The organism is Jidongwangia harbinensis (genome assembly GCF_020216025.1).
Lineage (GTDB): Bacteria > Actinomycetota > Actinomycetes > Mycobacteriales > Micromonosporaceae > Actinoplanes > Actinoplanes harbinensis.
Genome location: NZ_JAIWNC010000018.1, coordinates 150394 through 165953, shown reverse-complemented (window position 1 = coordinate 165953; position 15560 = coordinate 150394). Strand labels below are relative to the sequence as shown.

Below are 15560 nucleotides of genomic sequence, written 5' to 3'. Positions count from 1 at the left end.
CGTTAACCACCGCGAACGCCCTCGACAACGGTTTTAAAGTCACTAAAGCCGCGGGAATACCCGGGGGGACATCTCGGTGCCCTCGACCGCCAGCGAGGCGGGCCCGACCAGTTGCGGATCCGGCGTGCCGACCACCTCGGCGTCCTTCTCGGCGTAGTCGAAACGGTTCAGCACGTACCGCATCGCCTCCAGCCGGGCGCGCTTCTTGTCGTTGCTCTTCACCACGGTCCACGGCGCGTCGGCGGTGTCGGTGTAGAAGAACATCGCCTCCTTGGCCTCGGTGTAGTCGCCCCACTTGTCCAGCGACTGGAGATCCATCGGGGAGAGCTTCCACTGCCGCACCGGGTCGACCTGGCGGATCGCGAACCGGGTGCGCTGCTCACCCTGGGAGACCGAGAACCAGAACTTGATCAGGTTGATGCCGGACCGGACCAGCATCCGCTCCAGGTCCGGCGCCTGCCGCATGAACTCCAGGTACTCGGCGCGGGTGCAGAAACCCATCACCCGCTCCACGCCGGCCCGGTTGTACCAGGACCGGTCGAACAGCATGATCTCGCCGGCCGCCGGCAGGTGCTTGATGTAGCGCTGGAAGTACCACTGCGTGCTTTCCCGCTCGTTCGGCTTCTCCAGTGCCACCACGGACGCGCCGCGCGGGTTCAGGTGCTCCATGAACCGCTTGATCGTGCCGCCCTTGCCGGCCGCGTCGCGCCCCTCGAACAGGATCACCAGCCGTTCGCCGGTGTCCTTGCACCAGTTCTGCAGCTTGAGCAGTTCGATCTGCAGCAGCCGCTTCTCCCGGTCGTACTCGGAGCGGGGCATGCGCTGGTCGTACGGGTAGTCCTCCCGCCACGTGTCCACCGGGGTGCCGTCCGCGTTGAGCAGCACCGGATCGTCGTCATCGTCGTCCGCCACCCGATATCCGCCGAGCGCCTCGACCGGGCCGTCGTACGGCTCGGTGGCGGCCTCCTCGAAGGGTACGGTCGCGTCGTCGTCCTGCCTGGGTTCCGCCTCGGCCTGCATGGTGTCGTTCTTACCCTCGGACATCGACGCCACGCGCGGCCGGCCCGCCGAGCCAGCCGCGCAGCTTGGGCTTTCCGGACGCGGCCACCACGGCGGGCAGGCGGCGCAGCGTGTCCCGGCCGATCTGCTCCTGGCGGGCGTACAACACGCCGTACGGGAAGCCGTCGTCGGCGTCCCGGGCCAGGTCGCGCAGGACCTCCCGGGCGACCACCGAGTCCTGGTGCGCGCCCAGCACGTCCTGCAACTCGGTGAGCCGCTTGACCAGCCGCCGGGCCGGCTTGCCGCCGCCCGGGGCGAAGACCTCCACGGCATAACGGGCCTTCTTGTACGCCTTCCGCGCCGCGTGCAGCTCCTCGTCGGAGTCGGCGCGCATCGCCTCCGCCAGCAGGCCGTCCGCCTTGGCCAGCGCCTTCCCGGCCCGCCGCACCGGCTTGCGCTCCGCGGCCGTGCGCTCGACCAGATCGTCGACGGCGTCCAGCAGACGCAGGTAGCGCTCGCCGTTGAGATCGTGCCGCAACGCCTCCCGGCCGGCCGCCACCTTGGCCTCCAGGTGATCCCGGATCCGGTCCGCCACCGGCGTGAAGTCGGGACCCGCCTGGTCCACCGCGGCCAGCAGCTTGCCTTCCAGCACCTGCCCGTCCCGGACCTCACCCAGCTGCGCGGCCAGCCACTTCAGCTCCGGCCCGAGCGTCGCGGCGGCACCGGGCGGGAACGAGCGCTTGAACGTCCGCAACGTGCTGCGCAGCCGCCGCGTCGCGACGCGCATCTTGTGCACCGACTCGGCGTCGCCGGCCCGTACCCCCGGATCGTAGGCGGCCAGCGCGTCCCGCTGCTCCCGCACGTACCGGTGCACCGCGTCCCGGTCGAGCGCCGCGGCGCCGGCCCGCGGCGGAAGCCGGTCGCCGAGCGCCCGGGCCAGCTTGGACGGGCCGGCCGCGGGCCGGGCGCCGGCCGCCAGCAGGTGCCGCTCGACCTCCTCCAGCAGTTCCGGGTCGCCCTCCACCAGCTCGGCCTCGACCTCCTGCCAGGTCTGCTCCCGGCCGCCGGTCTCGGCGGTCACCCGGTCCTGGGCGATCAGCGCCAGCGTGCGCCCGTCGGCGTCGCGGAGGGGCGTTTCCAGCCGCCGGGTACGCAGCCGGGCCACCGGTTGCAGCGGGCGGTCCCGGACGATCACCCGTACCTCATCGTGCATTTCGCCCGGCACCTCGTCGCCGTCGATGGGCAGCCGGTGCTCGGTGCGGCTGGAACCGTCACCGGGCGTCTTCAGATGCCAGCCGGCATCGGTGCCGCCGGTGCGCCGACGCAGCGTCCGCCGGTTCCGGGCCAGCCGCAGGTCGTCGGTGTCGTAGTAGGTGGCGTCGAGATCATGCGCCTCGGCGTCGCCGGCCCCCGGCAACGGAGGCAGTGCGAAGTCGTCGGGTACGTCGTACTTGCGTTCGGTCTCCGTTGCGATCTGCACCCTCTCAGTGTTTCCCGACACCGCGCACGGCAACACCCGCGCCGCCATCCATTCAGCGAAGACTCAGGTTACGGGCGCATGGTGGAGAGGTGAGACCCCTCGGGGCTGGCCTACCGTCCCCCGTGCGGCCGGCCGGCCCCGAGGCTTCAGGTGCGGTCGCGGCTGCGGAGGTAGAGCGCCCGGGTGTAGTGCGCCGAGGCCGCGCCGAAGTACATGGTCGCCAGCCCCACGTGGAAACTGTTGTCGGCCAGCGCGTTCTGGGCGCTGGCGGTCTCCACCCACCGGATCTCCGCGTCGGTGGCGCTGATCCCGCGAAGCGCGCACCGCTGCCGGTTCAGTTCCTTGCCCCGCTTGAACCTCTCCAGCGCGGTCTCCGCCTGCCGCATCATGGCGCACGCCCGGTCGAGGAGGGACTCGGCACGAGTCCAGGCGGTCCGTTCGTCGTCGCTGTGGAACCCCGGCACGGCGCACCTCCCACAATCGATCTACTCGATCTCAGTGTGTGCGGCGGGTCGGAACATGTCGATCTTTGTCGCCCGGAGGCATGAACGCTCCCGCCCGCGATGCGCCGCGGCCTACGATTTGGCGGTGGGTTCCCTGGTGACGGTGCGCCCGGCCCGGGTCGAGGACGTCGCGCAGATGGCGCGCGTCATCGTGCGGTGCTGGCAGGAGACGTACCGCGGACTCATGCCGGACGCGGTGCTCGACGACCCGGGGCTGCCGGCCGCCCGCGAGCGGTTCTGGACGGCCGCGCTGACCGACGAGCGTTACCGCGACAACCGCCTGGCTGTCGCCGATCGGGACGGCGAACTGATCGGGGTCGCCATGTCCGGCCCGCCCCTGGACGCCGGTGCGGTGTGGGCGAGGCAGTTGTACGTGCTCTACGTGTTCGCGGCCGACCACGGCTCGGGGGCCGGGCCGGCGCTGCTGGCGGCGGTCATCGATGCGGACGAGTCGGCGGCGCTGTGGGTGGCCGATCCGAACCCGCGTGCGCAGGCGTTCTACCGCAAGCACGGCTTCGTCGCCGACGGGACGGTCCAGGTCGAGGACGGGGTGCGGGAGATCCGCATGGTTCGCGGTGTGCCGCGGTGAGGTGCTCTCATCTCGCCGAGGACACCTCGATGCGAACGCCTATGCGGTCTTGGCGACACCGATCGGGCATGACATCCCGTTCGGGTTTATCGCTTGAGAGGTACTGCTGGTGACCGTCGTAGGCGCGGTACGAACACCTGGCACAAGAGAAAACCCGGCTCCGCGAGGGAACCGGGTGGTGTATGACGACAAAGCTACGGTTGGCGCGTGGTGAGCAGAAGTCCGTTGACGGCGTCCGTGCCGGGCAGCAAACTGCACGCCGCACCGAAAGGGCTTGACCATCGATCCATGGTTACGAATTCCAATACAGGGTCAAGGCGGCCCGAAACGGGCCGCTCACGCCGCCGACCAGGGCGTCATGGCCGCCGCCTGCAAGGCGGGCGGCGGCGGCCAAGCCAACGCCCGTCGGCTGGCGTGCAGAGCAGGTCGGGCCGCAACGAGAGTAGTAACTAAGTAAGTTTGTGAGGGTTGGCCGCCAGCCGATCGGCACGGCCTGCACGACGCGGACGAGCTGCCCACGGCAGGCCGCAGCGCGAGTCACTGCCGTCGGATGCCGGCGCGCAGTGTGTCCGGGCCGCCCCTCCGAAGTCAAGGGCGCTTCGCGTCGCAAGCGACGGCCGCAAGCGGCCGCCCTGGACCTCGGAGCATCTGCGGGCCCTGGCGGTCAGGCAATCAAGCGGGCAGGCCACCGGCCTGCCCGCATCGCGGCGCGCGCCGCCACCCCGTCACCAACTCGGTTCGTCTGTCAAGTTTTCCTTGACGGTTGACTTACCGTCAACAGTGTCGCGCTCCAATGAATCCAATGCCTTGTCGACGATATTAGCCAGTGAAGGCAAAAAATCCTCTTCTAGATCCAGAATTAAAAGATAAACATTGTTGGCATCTTCATTCCCGGCAAACGCTTCAAAGTCTCGGGTAACTTGCCTGTCGAACGGTCCTTGCTTCACAATGTAGATGGCGCGGCCCGCGTTAGAAGACGCTAGCTTCTGCAGGTCTTTCTTGATCTTCTCCCTGCGAGGTCGCGCTACCGTCTCAACCACTACGCTGTTGGATAGATCGCGATCGTGAGTTCCCGATCGACTTATGGCAGCGTCAAACTCGAAGCCGTTTGAGATCCTGTGCGTTTCAAGATCATTCCCCGCCGGGAGGATTACACTAAGGGCGCCGAGGACGCTCTTTGTGAATTGAAGTTCTGTTGACCTTGGAGAACGTAATGATTCTGCTTGGCGAAGCGTCGCGTCACTGACGCTCGTGCCGAGAACCCGTCGAGAATGAACCAAGAAGCTCTTGGTTGACATTGCAACGAAACGAACGCCGAAACGTTTCTGAGCTTCGCGTACCAAATCTGGTAACGCGGCTACTGTCTTGCCATTGACTTTCTCAAACCAGTCACTCTTAGAATCGCGGGTCACGAAAAGAAGGGAAGAGTTCCTGCTCTTGGCTTCAGCCAATCCTTGAACCCAGAGCATGTAATCACCCGAGGGGTCGTCCTTGACCGAATCTTTGAATCCGGGCGGTTCGTTTGCCTCCACCCGTCTAAGTCCTTCTTCGCGCGCTAGCTGACCTTCCTCGTCGGTTAACGCATCCCCCACTTTGCCGTCTAACAGCTCCCCGAGCTGGTGCAATACCGCATCGTCATGCAGGAAGGTTTCAGAAACGCCGTGCGAGGCGCGCAACTCAGTGACCTCTTCCTTCAGCTTGTTCGTAGCCTCCTGAACATGCTTCAGCAAGGAGTCGCGTTGAGCATCGTCCAGTGCTGCCCGGTTTGCTAGGCGGCGAATCTCTTGTGCTAAACCTTTCTGGAAGGCGGCATCCAGTTCAGTAATTTCTTTTAATACGCTGCGATATGCATCGTCGTGACTAGTGACAACGGCGGCGCGGTTTCGGTGAAACTCCAGTGCGACTTGATGTGGAATCCATAGCCTATCACCGAGTTTCCCGAAAGCATCAAATAGTTCCGTACGCGCCGTCTTGGCGAAACGATAGAGATCAAGAAGTACGTTTGTATCCAAGACGATCAGCGCCCTTTTCAAGAGGTCTTCAACCTCCTGCTGACTCGGCGGAAGGTACTCTTCGAAGCCGTCGCTGAAGTTTCCCACACGAGGGACCTTATGCCATCGGTATCCGTGTAGTCGAGAGTCGCCGTTTCGGTGAGGTGGCCAGCTAGGTGTGCTCGTGGGTTTTGGCCCGTAACTTCGTGGTCCGCTGTCCGCCCCGCGCGGCGACGGTAGGGATAACCCAAGTGAGTGACAATCACCGACCGAGCTTCAAGCACCAAGTATGGTCATGTTGAGGAGCTGGACGGTGTGGTGGTCCAGTTCATGCTGGGCGGCGAGGACACGCCGGACACGGTGGACAACGTCGACGCGCACATCTACTTGCCTGATGGCACCTACCGGTACGCGACCTTCTTCACCACGGAGGCGATCAACGCGCTTCTCCGTAAGGATGCCCAGTCTGAGAAGACGGGCGGTGGCCGAACTCTTCTGGTGCTCGGATCAGGTCATCGTTCCCAGCCCCGGCGTGCCGGCGATGATGGAGGCGATCGCCGAGATGATCCGGTCCGGCGATATCACCTTCATGTGTGGCCTTGTAGATGATGGCTCGGACGAAGGCGGCCAGAGCCAAGACCAAGCGCCGAGTGACTAACCGAGTGACAACCGGGACCCACGGCGCTGGACAAGTACGGACTCAGACAGACTGTTCGCGCAGCTCAGGCGGCACCACACCACAGGTGAACGCACCATGATCGTTCCTTGACACGGAAGCGGTCAGTCCTTATGGACCTCGGGCCGGTGTATACGAACCCAGGCCTCGACGTCATCCCGCTTCCATACCTGTCCTCCTAAGCTGTGGTGGTGAAGGATTACCTACCACTGATCGGGACTGTCATAGGAGCCGTGCTCGCGCTCGTCGGTGTTTGGATCGCCCAGCGCCGCACAGATAAGCGCGAGGCGGTCAAGTTTGAGCACGATCGGACCACGAAGGAACGCGAGGACCAGCGTGAGAAAGTCCAACGGTTGCGTCCGAACCGGGTGGAGCTCCTATTTGAAGTCGGTAAACATTTAACAAAATGGAGCAGCTTACTCATTATCATAACTAACCGAGCCGAAAATGACGAAAGTTACGAATGGAATAACGTCACGGATCGCGCGATAGATCTCGCACGTGAAACAGATGACCTTGGTATCCGCTTCCGGTTGCTCTTCTCGGAGCCCTTCGATGATGCTTGGGATCGTTTCGCCAAGGCTGTCGATAACCTACGCTTTGCTATCGAGCACGCGCCACTCGGCAAGACCAATGATCTGTTTGGAGAGGACTGGGAGCGCGAGCGCTGGATCCACATCAGCCAAGCGGCCTTCGATACGATGACACAAAAGATCAGCATGGACACAACCTTGCGGGCCGCTATGCGGCAGATCGACACTGAGTAGTTACCGTCCGCAGCAAGTCCAGAGGTTACCCGCACCACTGCCTCCGACTTAAGCAACATGGCCGCGTCGAGACCCGAAAGTGAAGTAGCCAACGGAGTTGCCAACGCTCGCATTCACGGCTACGCGCAGGCTGGTGCAGTGGGGTGAGTGACCAATTGGGTGACGAACACCAGCAATGCGGGTAAACGGCTACGGACGTCCACGGACAGTTTGAGCGGCTTAGCCGCGCTGTCAGCCCAGGTCGGCGGCCCTTCTTGTTTGCCTGGGGGTCAAGGCGTCGTCGATGAAGGTCCGTCGTCAGGCGTGACGGAGTCCCGGATCGCCGCCTCGAGCCACGGAGATGAAGCTGGCATGGCCGCTGCTGCTACGCCCATGCTGGCGCGAGCAGCGTTATAGAAGTTGAGACGAGTTTGTCGATAAGCGTGGAAAGTGTCTTTCCAGATGATTGGATCGACATGCAACTCGCCACGAGCCTGAGCCTGCATACGCCAAACCTCGCGGTTGAGGAGGCTGCCGGCCTCGATCGTTGCGGTGTCGCCGAGGATAAGGACACTCTCGAACGCCACAGAACGATCGGCCTCCGCAATAGCGAGTTCCTCCAATCCCGCGTTCAAATTCGCCGCCACGATTGTCTTGGTGACACCCTTCCTGGCCAACTGCTGAGCCACAGCTGTCGCGTTGCGCTTGACGGCGGCGGCGTAACTCACATAGGCATCCAGCCTACGATCGTCCCATCGAATGCTTTGTTGACGTTGCCAGGCGGCAGCCTCGCGCTCAAGCGTGGCGCGCTGCGTGATGAGAACGCCGCCAAGTCCGGCGAGAAGCGTTCCCAGGAGTCCGAGGCTGCCAACGACGAGGGGCACCCAAAGTGGCGTCTGCTGCACAAGATAATGGTGGAGGCAGTGTCAAGTTGACCTCTCTTCATGAGCCTGCGTTCCCGTTGCGTGCCCGATCGATCGGTCGGCAGAGATGAAAGCGGTCCGCAAAGGACAAGGGTCGGCTTCGCCGTTCGGCACTTCCGCGAAGGTCAGGCAGGTCACGCCGGCATCGCGGACAAACGGTTAGGGCACCTTTCCAAACTGAGTACGCCAACTTCCCGTGGCCTGGCGACAACTGGTGGCCTCGGGCGCGCTGGGTGGACCGCCGAGAAGGCGGGCCGAGGTCGCGGGCCGAGGCGCGTACATCTTTGGCAGAGTAGGCAGACGAAGGCCCGGAGCATCATGGTTGCTCCGGGCCTTCGCCTCGACCACGGGCCGGGTCAACCTCGCCCGACCTCGCTATCAGCGTCTCCCAAGCGCCAACCGAGGAGACTCATGACAACCTCTCACAGCTAGCGTTGGGTAGTCAATGGCTAGTTGTTGGTGGTCTACTCGGAAGTGCCAACCGAGGAGATCACTGTGCCACCGCGTTACCGATACGAAGAGATCGCCGACGACATCCTGCAGCGCATCAGAGCTGGCGAGTTCCTGCCTGGCTCGCGCCTGCCCAGCCGCCGCGAACTCACCGCTCACTACGACGTCACCGAGCCTGTCATCGATCGCGCCATGCAGATCCTCCGCATCAAGGAGATCACCGAGACACTGCCCGGCGTTGGTGTCTTCGTCCGCGACGAACCAGGCCGGTAAGCGACAGGGAGCTGGACGCGCCTGGCCTGCTGGCGGCGCAAGCGCCGGCATCGGCCAGCGCGCCAGCCCGTGACCGATCCGCACGGTCCTGGCGCATGTACGGCCCATCGAGATGCCCTCACCTGGGCGAGGGCATCTCAAATGCGACGCCTGTGCGGTCTTGGCGACACCGATCGGGCAGGTCATCCCGTTCGGGCCGTGGTTGCAGTACCCGTTGGGGTTTTTGTCACTTGAGAGGTACTGCTGGTGGCAGCTAAGCGAATGACTGCTGAGGGGTCACTGCTGGTTCAGCGCGTTGCGCCAGTCGGCGAAGCGTTGACGCAGGCGCTGGATGGTTGAGGCGTCCGCGCCGTAGGGAGCGAACGCGGCATCGCTGATCTGGCTCAACGCTCCCAGGGCGGCGGCGAACATCGTGCGATCGAATCCGGGATCGGCGGTCTCCGCAAGCTCAAGAAGCTGTTCGCCGGAGTAACGCCCGCTCGCCAACACCGCGTCGATGTCAAGGAAGTCTCGGGCGAGCGCCCGTCCGTAGAGGGCGGCGACCTTGTTGCCGACCGCATCGTCCGGATGCAGGACCGGGCCGATGCTCAATGTCACGGGTGAGTGGGCGCGCCAGTCAGCGGCCAGCTCCACCTTCTGCGGCTCGATGCCTGGCTCGTCGTTCGGCGTGACGAGAAGGCGGGCGAAGGTGTCGGCCCGGGCGTCGACGTCGACCTGGAAGCCGTTGTCAGCCAGTGCCTTGATGACGAGGTCAGCGACGGCCGGGAAGTCGGCCCGCCGCTGCCAGTCGGTGAACAGATCCACGTCGCCACTTGGGCGATCACCCATGCCGTGGGCGCGAACCGCATAGCCGCCGGCCAACGCCAGCCCGTAGTCGCTGCCCGCAGCGCGAAGGGCGATCTCCGCGAGCCGCCGGTGGAGTGGATCCATGCCGCAGAACCCTACGCGGCGGCGGTCCTGGACCCGGTCAGCGGAAGGTCAGGAAAGCGCTCCTCCCAGGCCCGGCGCAACTCGGGCGGCAGCCAGAGCGTAGGCCAGAGCTGGGTGAGGATCGCCCGGTTCAGGAAGGCGTGCAGGTCGGCTGGTTTGGTGGCCTCGATCAAGACCGTGCGGTAGAGGTCGACCATCCGTCCGGGGCTGTCGAGGTCGTAATCGGCCGAGCCGGACCAGTCGAGATGGCGAGGCAGGGTGACGATGCCGGAGCGCGGCCCATCCAACAGCGCAAGGTCGTCCGCGACAACGACCGGCTTGGCATATCGGCGCATGAAAGTCACCTCCTTGTCTGCCATCGTCGCACGAGGCGGGCACCCGCATCGGGTGCCCGCCTCGTAGCCAGATCAGTTGACTTCCGCCACGCCGATCGGGCAGGTCATCCCGTTCGGACCATGGTTGCAGTACCCGTTGGGGTTTTTGTCACTGGATAGGTACTGCTGGTGGTAGTCCTCGGCGTAGTAGTACGTCTGCAGCGGCGCGATCTCCGTGGTGATCGTGCCGTGCCCGGCCGCCGTCACCACCGGCTGGAACGCCTCCACCGAGGCCAGCGCGACCTTCGCCTGCTCGTCCGTGGTGGTGTAGATCGCGGACCGGTACTGGCTGCCCACGTCGTTGCCCTGGCGCATGCCCTGGGTGGGGTCGTGGTTCTCCCAGAACGCCTTCAGCAGCGACTCGTAACCTACCTTCGCCGGGTCGTAGACCACCTGTACCACCTCGGCGTGCCCGGTGGCGCCGGAGCAGGTCTCCTCGTACGTCGGGTTGGGCGTGACGCCGCCGGCGTAGCCCACGGACGTCGAGTAGACGCCGGGGATCTGCCAGAAGATGCGCTCGGCGCCCCAGAAACAGCCCATGCCGAACACCGCCACCTGGTGTCCCTCGGGCCAGGGCCCCTGCAGCGGGGTGCCCAGCACGACGTGCTTGTCGGCCACCGGCATCGCCAGCGGGCGGCCGGGCAGGGCCTGGTCGGGGGTGGGCAGTTCGATCTTCTTGTGCCGCAGGAACACGGTCACTCCCTTCATCCGCCAGGTGTAACGCCGGGGCCGGCCAAATCCTTACCGATCCGCTCGGCGTACGAGACAGCTTCGTCGTCAGAGGCGTACTTCGTGCGCGGCCAGAAGAATCCGCGAAGTCCGTCTCCTTTCGTCCTGGGTACCACGTGTGCGTGCAGGTGCGGCACCGACTGGGACACGACGTTGTTCATCGCCACGAAGGATCCCTGGGCGCCCAGCGCGGCGGGCACGGCGGCGGCGACGCGCTGCACCAGCGCGAAGAACCCGGGCAGCAGCTTCGCGTCAAGATCGGTGAGCTGGGGTACGTGCGGGCGCGGCACCACCAGCACGTGGCCCTTGAACACCGGCCGGATGTCGAGGAAGCCGATGCCGTCCGGGCTGTCCACGACCTGGAAGGCGGGCACGGTTCCCGCCACGATCCCGCAGAACAAGCAGTCGGCCATGGTCGGAGACTAGCCTTGGCCGGCATGAGCGCTGACCCGTACGGCTTCGACACCCTCGCCATCCACGCCGGACAGGATCCGGATCCGCGGACCGGAGCGGTGGTGCCGCCGATCTATCAGACCAGCACGTACGCCCAGGACGCGGTGGGTTCGCCGCGGCTCGGGTACGAGTACAGCCGGTCCGGCAACCCGACCCGGGACGCGCTGCAGGAGTGCCTGGCCGCGATCGAGGGTGGCCGCCGTGGCCTGGCCTTCGCCAGCGGGCTGGCCGCCGAGGACACGCTGCTGCGCACGGTGTGCCGGCCGGGTGACCACGTGGTGATCCCGGGTGACGCGTACGGCGGCACCTACCGGCTGTTCGCCAAGGTCGCGGAGAACTGGGGTCTGGCCTGGACCGCCGTGCCGCTGGACGACCTGGACGCGGTACGGGCCGCGTTCCGGCCCGGCCACACCCGGATGATCTGGGCCGAGACGCCGACGAACCCGCTGCTCAACGTGTGTGACATCGCCGCGCTGGCGCAGTTGGCGCACGAGTATGACGCGATGCTGGCGGTGGACAACACGTTCGCGTCGCCGTACCTCCAGCAGCCGTTGACCCTGGGCGCGGACGTCGTGATCCATTCCACCACCAAGTACCTCGGCGGTCACTCCGACGTGGTGGGAGGTGCGCTGGTCACGGCCACCGACGGCCTCGGCGACGAACTGGCCTTCCACCAGAACGCGATGGGCGGGGTCAACGGCCCGTTCGACGCCTGGCTGACGCTGCGCGGGATCAAGACGCTCGGGGTACGGATGGACCGGCACTGCGACAACGCCGAGCGGATCGCCGCCTACCTGGGGTCGCACCGGGCGGTGTCCGAGGTGCTGTATCCGGGCCTGGAGTCGCACCCGGGGCACGAGACCGCGGCCAAGCAGATGAAGCGGTACGGCGGGATGATCTCGTTCCGCGCCGCGGGCGGTCCCGAGCAGGCCGTGGCCATCTGCAACAAGACGAAACTGTTCGTGCTGGCGGAGTCGCTCGGCGGCGTGGAATCGCTGATCGAGCACCCCGGTCAAATGACACACCTGAGTGCCGCGGGCTCGGCGCTTGAAGTGCCCGCCGATCTCGTGCGACTGTCTGTCGGCATCGAGACGCTTGACGATCTGCTCGCGGATCTGGCCCAGGCGCTCGGCTGACGTCCGCACTGGAGCGATGACGGGAACGCGATGGAATACGTACCGACCACATTGGTGGGCGCCACCGCGAGGCAGATCGCGCGCGCGGTGCGCCGCGGTGACACGTCGGCCACCCAGGTGGTGGCGGACCACCTGGAACAGATCGCGATCAGCGACCCGGAGCTGAACGCGTTCCGGGTGGTGCGCGGCGGCGAGGCGATGACCGAGGCGGAGAAGGTCGACGAGCAGGACGACCTGGCGAACCTGCCGCTGGCCGGGGTGCCGGTCGCGGTGAAGGAGAACACCCCGGTGGCCGGCCTGCCGACCTGGCACGGCTCGGCGGCGGCCCGCACGGCCGTCGCCGAGGAGGACCACGAGGTGGTACGCCGGCTCCGCGGCGCCGGGGCGGTGGTGGTCGGGACGACCCGGATGCCGGAGTTCGGGCTGTGGGGCGTGACCGATTCCCCGGACGGCGCCACCCGCAATCCGTGGGCGCTGGACCGTACCCCCGGCGGGTCGTCCGGCGGTGCCGGCGCGGCCGTCGCGGCCGGGCTGGTGCCGATCGCGCACGCGAACGACGGCTTCGGCTCGATCCGCATCCCGGCCGCCTGCTGCGGGCTGGTCGGGCTCAAGCCGGGTTCCGGGGTGATCCCGCGGGACCTGGGTGTGGACGACTGGTTCGGGATGGTCGAGCACGGCGTGCTGACCACCACGGTGGCCGACGCGGTGCTCGGCTTCAACGTGCTGGCCGGGCGCCGGCCGCAGAAGCTGACCGAGCCGGGCAGGCTGCGGGTCGGGGTGTCGCTGCGGTCGCCGGTGGCCGGGGTACGCCCGGACGAACCGAACCGGTCCGCCGTCGCCACGGCCGGGAAGCTGCTGGTCAACGCGGGGCACGACACGGTCACCGCGGAACCGCCGTACTCGCCGGGGCTGGGCGTGGCCGGGTTGGGCACCTGGTTCGCGGCGGCGTACCGGGAGGTCGACGCGGCCGGGCTGGACCTGCGGCGGTTGCAGCCGCGCACCCGGCAGCACGTGCGGCTGGGCCGGTGGGCGTACCGGCGCGGTTACGCGGCGCAGTCGAAGCGGGACGGCTGGCGGGCGACCGCGCTCCGGTTCTTCGCCGACCGGGGGCTCGACCTGCTACTCACCCCGGCGCTGGCGTCCACGCCGCCGCCGGCCGACGGGCACGCGGGCGGCAGCTGGCGGTCGAACATGCGGGTCAACGTGCGGTACGCACCGTACGCGGCGCCGTGGAACTTCGCCGGGCTCCCGGCGATCGTGGTGCCGGTCGGGGTGCGCCCCGATGGCCTGCCGCTGGGCGTGCAGTTCGTCGGGCCGCCCGACTCCGAGCTGCTGCTGCTGGCGGTGGCCGCCCAGTTCGAGCTGGCCAACCCCTGGCAGCGCCTGGCACTGGTCTGACCCGGTGGCAAGATGATCTTATGACCTCTCGGGTGCTGGATCTGCTCTCGCTGGCCGACATCGAGGCCGCGCGGCAGTTGCTGACCGGAATCGTGCGGACCACGCCGCTGGAGGCGTCCGCCCCGTTGAGTCAGCGGACCGGCGTGCCGACCTGGTTGAAGTGCGAGCACCTGCAGCGGGCCGGGTCGTACAAGGTGCGCGGGGCGTACACCCGGATCTCCCGCCTGTCCGGCGCCGAGCGGGCCCGCGGCGTGGTCGCGGCCAGCGCCGGCAACCACGCCCAGGGCGTGGCGCTGGCCGCGGGCCTGCTCGGCACGCGCGCCACGGTGTTCATGCCGGAGGGCGCGCCGCTGCCCAAGGTGACCGCGACCAAGGGGTACGGCGCCGCGATCGAGTACGCCGGGAACAGCGTGGACGACGCGCTCGTGGCGGCCCGGCGGTTCGCGGACGAGACCGGGGCGGTGCTGATCCACCCGTTCGACCATCCGGACGTGATCGCCGGCCAGGGCACGGTCGGGCTGGAGATCCTGGACCAGTGCCCGGACGTCGGGACGATCATCACGGCGGTCGGCGGGGGCGGGCTGATCTCCGGCGTCGCGGTGGCCGCCAAGGCGCTGCGCCCCCAGGTACGGGTCATCGGGGTGCAGGCGAGCGGCGCGGCATCGTACCCACCGTCGCTGGCCGCCGGCGCGCCGCTGAAGCTGGACGTGTCCGCCACCATCGCCGACGGCATCGCCGTGCTGCGTCCCGGCGACCTCAACTTCGCGCACGTCAGCAAGCTGGTCGACGAGTTCGTCACGGTCACCGACGAAGATCTGTCGGCCGCGCTGCTGATGCTGCTGGAACGGCACAAGATGGTGGTCGAGCCGGCCGGCGGCGCCGCGGTGGCGGCGCTGCTCACCCGGAAACTGGACCTGCCGGGCCCGGTGGTGGCCATCCTGTCCGGCGGGAACATCGACCCGATGCTGCTGCTCCGGGTGATCGAGCACGGCCTGGCCTCGGCCGGGCGGTTCCTGCGCCTGTCGGTGCGCTGCGCCGACCAGCCCGGCGAACTGGCCCGGCTGCTCGCCCGGATCGCCGAGCAGCGCGCCAACATCGTGGACGTGGCCCACTCCCGGCAGAACCCGCGGCTCAGCTTCGGCGAGGTGGAGGTGGCGTTGTCGGTGGAGACCCGTGGGCCGGACCACTCGGCGGCGCTGCTGGGTGCCCTGCGCGACGGCGGTTACCAGGTCACCGTGCTCTCCGGCGACCGGCCCTGACGGCACGGCCCGCCGCACCGGGCGGCGGGCCGGTGTCCGGCGTCAGGAGCCGTAGGGCGCGAACTTCACCACGGTGACCTTGATGTCCGCGCCGCTGGGCGCGGTGTACGTGACGGTCTGGCCCTCGGACGCGCCGAGGATCGCCTTGCCGAGCGCCGACTCCGGGCTGTACACGGTGAGGTCGGTGGTCGCCGCGATCTCGCGGTTGCCGAGCAGGAAGGTCTCGGTGTCGCTCTGGTCGTCGTCGAAGTAGATGGTGACGACGGTGCCGGGCGCGACCTTGTCGTGGTCCGGCGCCTCGCCCACCTCGGCGGTGCGCAGGAGTTCCTTCAGGTAGAGGATCCGGCCTTCGGCCTTGCCCTGCTCCTCACGCGCGGCGTGGTAGCCGCCGTTCTCCCGGAGGTCGCCCTCCTCGCGGCGGGCGTTGATCTCCGCGGCGATGACCGGACGGTTCGCGATCGCCTGGTCGAGCTCGGCCTGCAACCGGTCGTAAGCGTCCTGGGAGAGCCAGGTCTTCGACGCCTCTGAACTGGACACGGTCGATCTCCTTGCTGACGGTACGAGCTGACGGAACAAGCTGATGGTGATGCTGAAGCGAACGGAGCGAATCACAAAGCTTACCAGCGGTATGCGCGGAGTCGGGATTGCAGG

17 protein-coding genes and 1 pseudogene are annotated in these 15560 nt (G+C 67.1%); 7 read left to right on the top strand and 11 right to left on the bottom strand.

All coding sequences use genetic code 11. The annotated features are described in order from the left end of the window. Window positions 1-42: 42 nt before the first annotated feature. The 3 genes from ppk2 to LDL48_RS22600 all read right to left on the bottom strand — a co-directional run bounded on the left by ppk2 (window position 43) and on the right by LDL48_RS22600 (window position 2943). A complete protein-coding gene (gene ppk2, locus LDL48_RS22610) occupies window positions 43-1044 on the bottom strand; it encodes a polyphosphate kinase 2 (RefSeq protein WP_225257187.1) in 1002 nt (333 codons plus the stop codon). Beyond that, on the bottom strand, window positions 1031-2479 hold the full coding sequence (locus LDL48_RS22605; RefSeq protein WP_225257186.1) for a CYTH and CHAD domain-containing protein: 1449 nt from the start codon (window positions 2477-2479) through the stop codon (window positions 1031-1033). Before LDL48_RS22605 ends, ppk2 begins: the two co-directional genes overlap by 14 nt. 146 nt (window positions 2480-2625) lie before the next feature. Beyond that, complete coding sequence (locus tag LDL48_RS22600) at window positions 2626-2943, bottom strand: hypothetical protein (protein ID WP_225257185.1); 318 nt, start codon at window positions 2941-2943, stop codon at window positions 2626-2628. Between the two features lie 124 nt (window positions 2944-3067). Between LDL48_RS22600 and LDL48_RS22595 the strand changes: the two genes are divergently transcribed. Further along, the gene (locus LDL48_RS22595; RefSeq protein WP_225257184.1) at window positions 3068-3571 is read left to right on the top strand and encodes a GNAT family N-acetyltransferase; all 504 of its coding nucleotides are present in this window, start codon (window positions 3068-3070) and stop codon (window positions 3569-3571) included. Window positions 3572-4296: 725 nt separating this feature from the next. Here LDL48_RS22595 and LDL48_RS22590 read toward each other — a convergent pair. Further along, complete coding sequence (locus LDL48_RS22590; protein WP_225257183.1) at window positions 4297-5670, bottom strand: PIN domain-containing protein; 1374 nt, start codon at window positions 5668-5670, stop codon at window positions 4297-4299. Between the two features lie 147 nt (window positions 5671-5817). Here LDL48_RS22590 and LDL48_RS22585 point away from each other — a divergent pair, with 147 nt between their 5' ends. Further along, window positions 5818-6171 carry a hypothetical protein gene (locus LDL48_RS22585; RefSeq protein WP_225257182.1) on the top strand — a complete coding sequence of 118 codons (354 nt, stop codon included), beginning with the start codon at window positions 5818-5820 and terminating at the stop codon, window positions 6169-6171. 258 nt (window positions 6172-6429) lie between these two features. Next, on the top strand, window positions 6430-7005 hold the full coding sequence (locus LDL48_RS22580; RefSeq protein WP_225257181.1) for a hypothetical protein: 576 nt from the start codon (window positions 6430-6432) through the stop codon (window positions 7003-7005). A 269-nt stretch (window positions 7006-7274) separates the two neighbouring features. Here LDL48_RS22580 and LDL48_RS22575 read toward each other — a convergent pair whose 3' ends face one another. Next, on the bottom strand, window positions 7275-7889 hold the full coding sequence (locus LDL48_RS22575; RefSeq protein ID WP_225257180.1) for a hypothetical protein: 615 nt from the start codon (window positions 7887-7889) through the stop codon (window positions 7275-7277). A gap of 477 nt (window positions 7890-8366) precedes the next feature. Between LDL48_RS22575 and LDL48_RS22570 the strand changes: the two genes are divergently transcribed. After that, on the top strand, window positions 8367-8630 hold the full coding sequence (locus LDL48_RS22570) for a winged helix-turn-helix domain-containing protein (protein WP_225257247.1): 264 nt from the start codon (window positions 8367-8369) through the stop codon (window positions 8628-8630). 156 nt (window positions 8631-8786) lie between these two features. Here LDL48_RS22570 and LDL48_RS22565 read toward each other — a convergent pair. The 5 genes and pseudogenes from LDL48_RS22565 to LDL48_RS22545 all read right to left on the bottom strand — a co-directional run. After that, window positions 8787-8879: pseudogene (locus LDL48_RS22565) on the bottom strand (peptide-methionine (S)-S-oxide reductase MsrA); the annotation flags it as partial. A 27-nt stretch (window positions 8880-8906) separates the two neighbouring features. Continuing rightward, complete coding sequence (locus tag LDL48_RS22560; RefSeq protein ID WP_225257179.1) at window positions 8907-9560, bottom strand: nucleotidyl transferase AbiEii/AbiGii toxin family protein; 654 nt, start codon at window positions 9558-9560, stop codon at window positions 8907-8909. 11 nt (window positions 9561-9571) lie between these two features. Next, the gene (locus tag LDL48_RS22555) at window positions 9572-9919 is read right to left on the bottom strand and encodes a hypothetical protein (protein ID WP_225257178.1); all 348 of its coding nucleotides are present in this window, start codon (window positions 9917-9919) and stop codon (window positions 9572-9574) included. A gap of 48 nt (window positions 9920-9967) precedes the next feature. After that, window positions 9968-10627 carry a peptide-methionine (S)-S-oxide reductase MsrA gene (msrA, locus tag LDL48_RS22550; RefSeq protein ID WP_225257246.1) on the bottom strand — a complete coding sequence of 220 codons (660 nt, stop codon included), beginning with the start codon at window positions 10625-10627 and terminating at the stop codon, window positions 9968-9970. Window positions 10628-10638: 11 nt separating this feature from the next. Then, window positions 10639-11076: an HIT family protein gene (locus LDL48_RS22545; protein ID WP_225257177.1), complete on the bottom strand. Its 438-nt coding sequence runs from the start codon at window positions 11074-11076 to the stop codon at window positions 10639-10641. Between the two features lie 24 nt (window positions 11077-11100). Between LDL48_RS22545 and LDL48_RS22540 the strand changes: the two genes are divergently transcribed. Genes LDL48_RS22540 through ilvA form a run of 3 tightly spaced genes read left to right on the top strand, consistent with a single transcriptional unit; the run spans window position 11101 to window position 14909 of the window. Next, complete coding sequence (locus tag LDL48_RS22540; protein WP_225257176.1) at window positions 11101-12252, top strand: cystathionine gamma-synthase; 1152 nt, start codon at window positions 11101-11103, stop codon at window positions 12250-12252. 30 nt (window positions 12253-12282) lie between these two features. Then, window positions 12283-13650: an amidase gene (locus LDL48_RS22535; RefSeq protein ID WP_225257175.1), complete on the top strand. Its 1368-nt coding sequence runs from the start codon at window positions 12283-12285 to the stop codon at window positions 13648-13650. A gap of 32 nt (window positions 13651-13682) precedes the next feature. Then, window positions 13683-14909: a threonine ammonia-lyase gene (gene ilvA / locus LDL48_RS22530; RefSeq protein WP_225257245.1), complete on the top strand. Its 1227-nt coding sequence runs from the start codon at window positions 13683-13685 to the stop codon at window positions 14907-14909. 42 nt (window positions 14910-14951) lie between these two features. Here the strand turns inward: ilvA and greA are convergent, their stop codons facing one another. Continuing rightward, entirely contained in the window at window positions 14952-15446 is a 495-nt protein-coding gene (greA, locus tag LDL48_RS22525; RefSeq protein ID WP_225257174.1) for a transcription elongation factor GreA, read from the bottom strand. Window positions 15447-15560: the final 114 nt, after the last annotated feature.

Bases quoted from the DNA above. Each gene is read 5' to 3' on its own strand.
- LDL48_RS22545 (WP_225257177.1), bottom strand. From the start codon at position 11,076: ATGGCCGACTGCTTGTTCTGCGGGATCGTGGCGGGAACCGTGCCCGCC.
- ppk2 (WP_225257187.1), bottom strand. From the start codon at position 1,044: ATGTCCGAGGGTAAGAACGACACCATGCAGGCCGAGGCGGAACCCAGG.
- LDL48_RS22540 (WP_225257176.1), top strand. From the start codon at position 11,101: ATGAGCGCTGACCCGTACGGCTTCGACACCCTCGCCATCCACGCCGGA.
- LDL48_RS22555 (WP_225257178.1), bottom strand. From the start codon at position 9,919: ATGGCAGACAAGGAGGTGACTTTCATGCGCCGATATGCCAAGCCGGTC.
- LDL48_RS22535 (WP_225257175.1), top strand. From the start codon at position 12,283: ATGGAATACGTACCGACCACATTGGTGGGCGCCACCGCGAGGCAGATC.
- LDL48_RS22560 (WP_225257179.1), bottom strand. From the start codon at position 9,560: ATGGATCCACTCCACCGGCGGCTCGCGGAGATCGCCCTTCGCGCTGCG.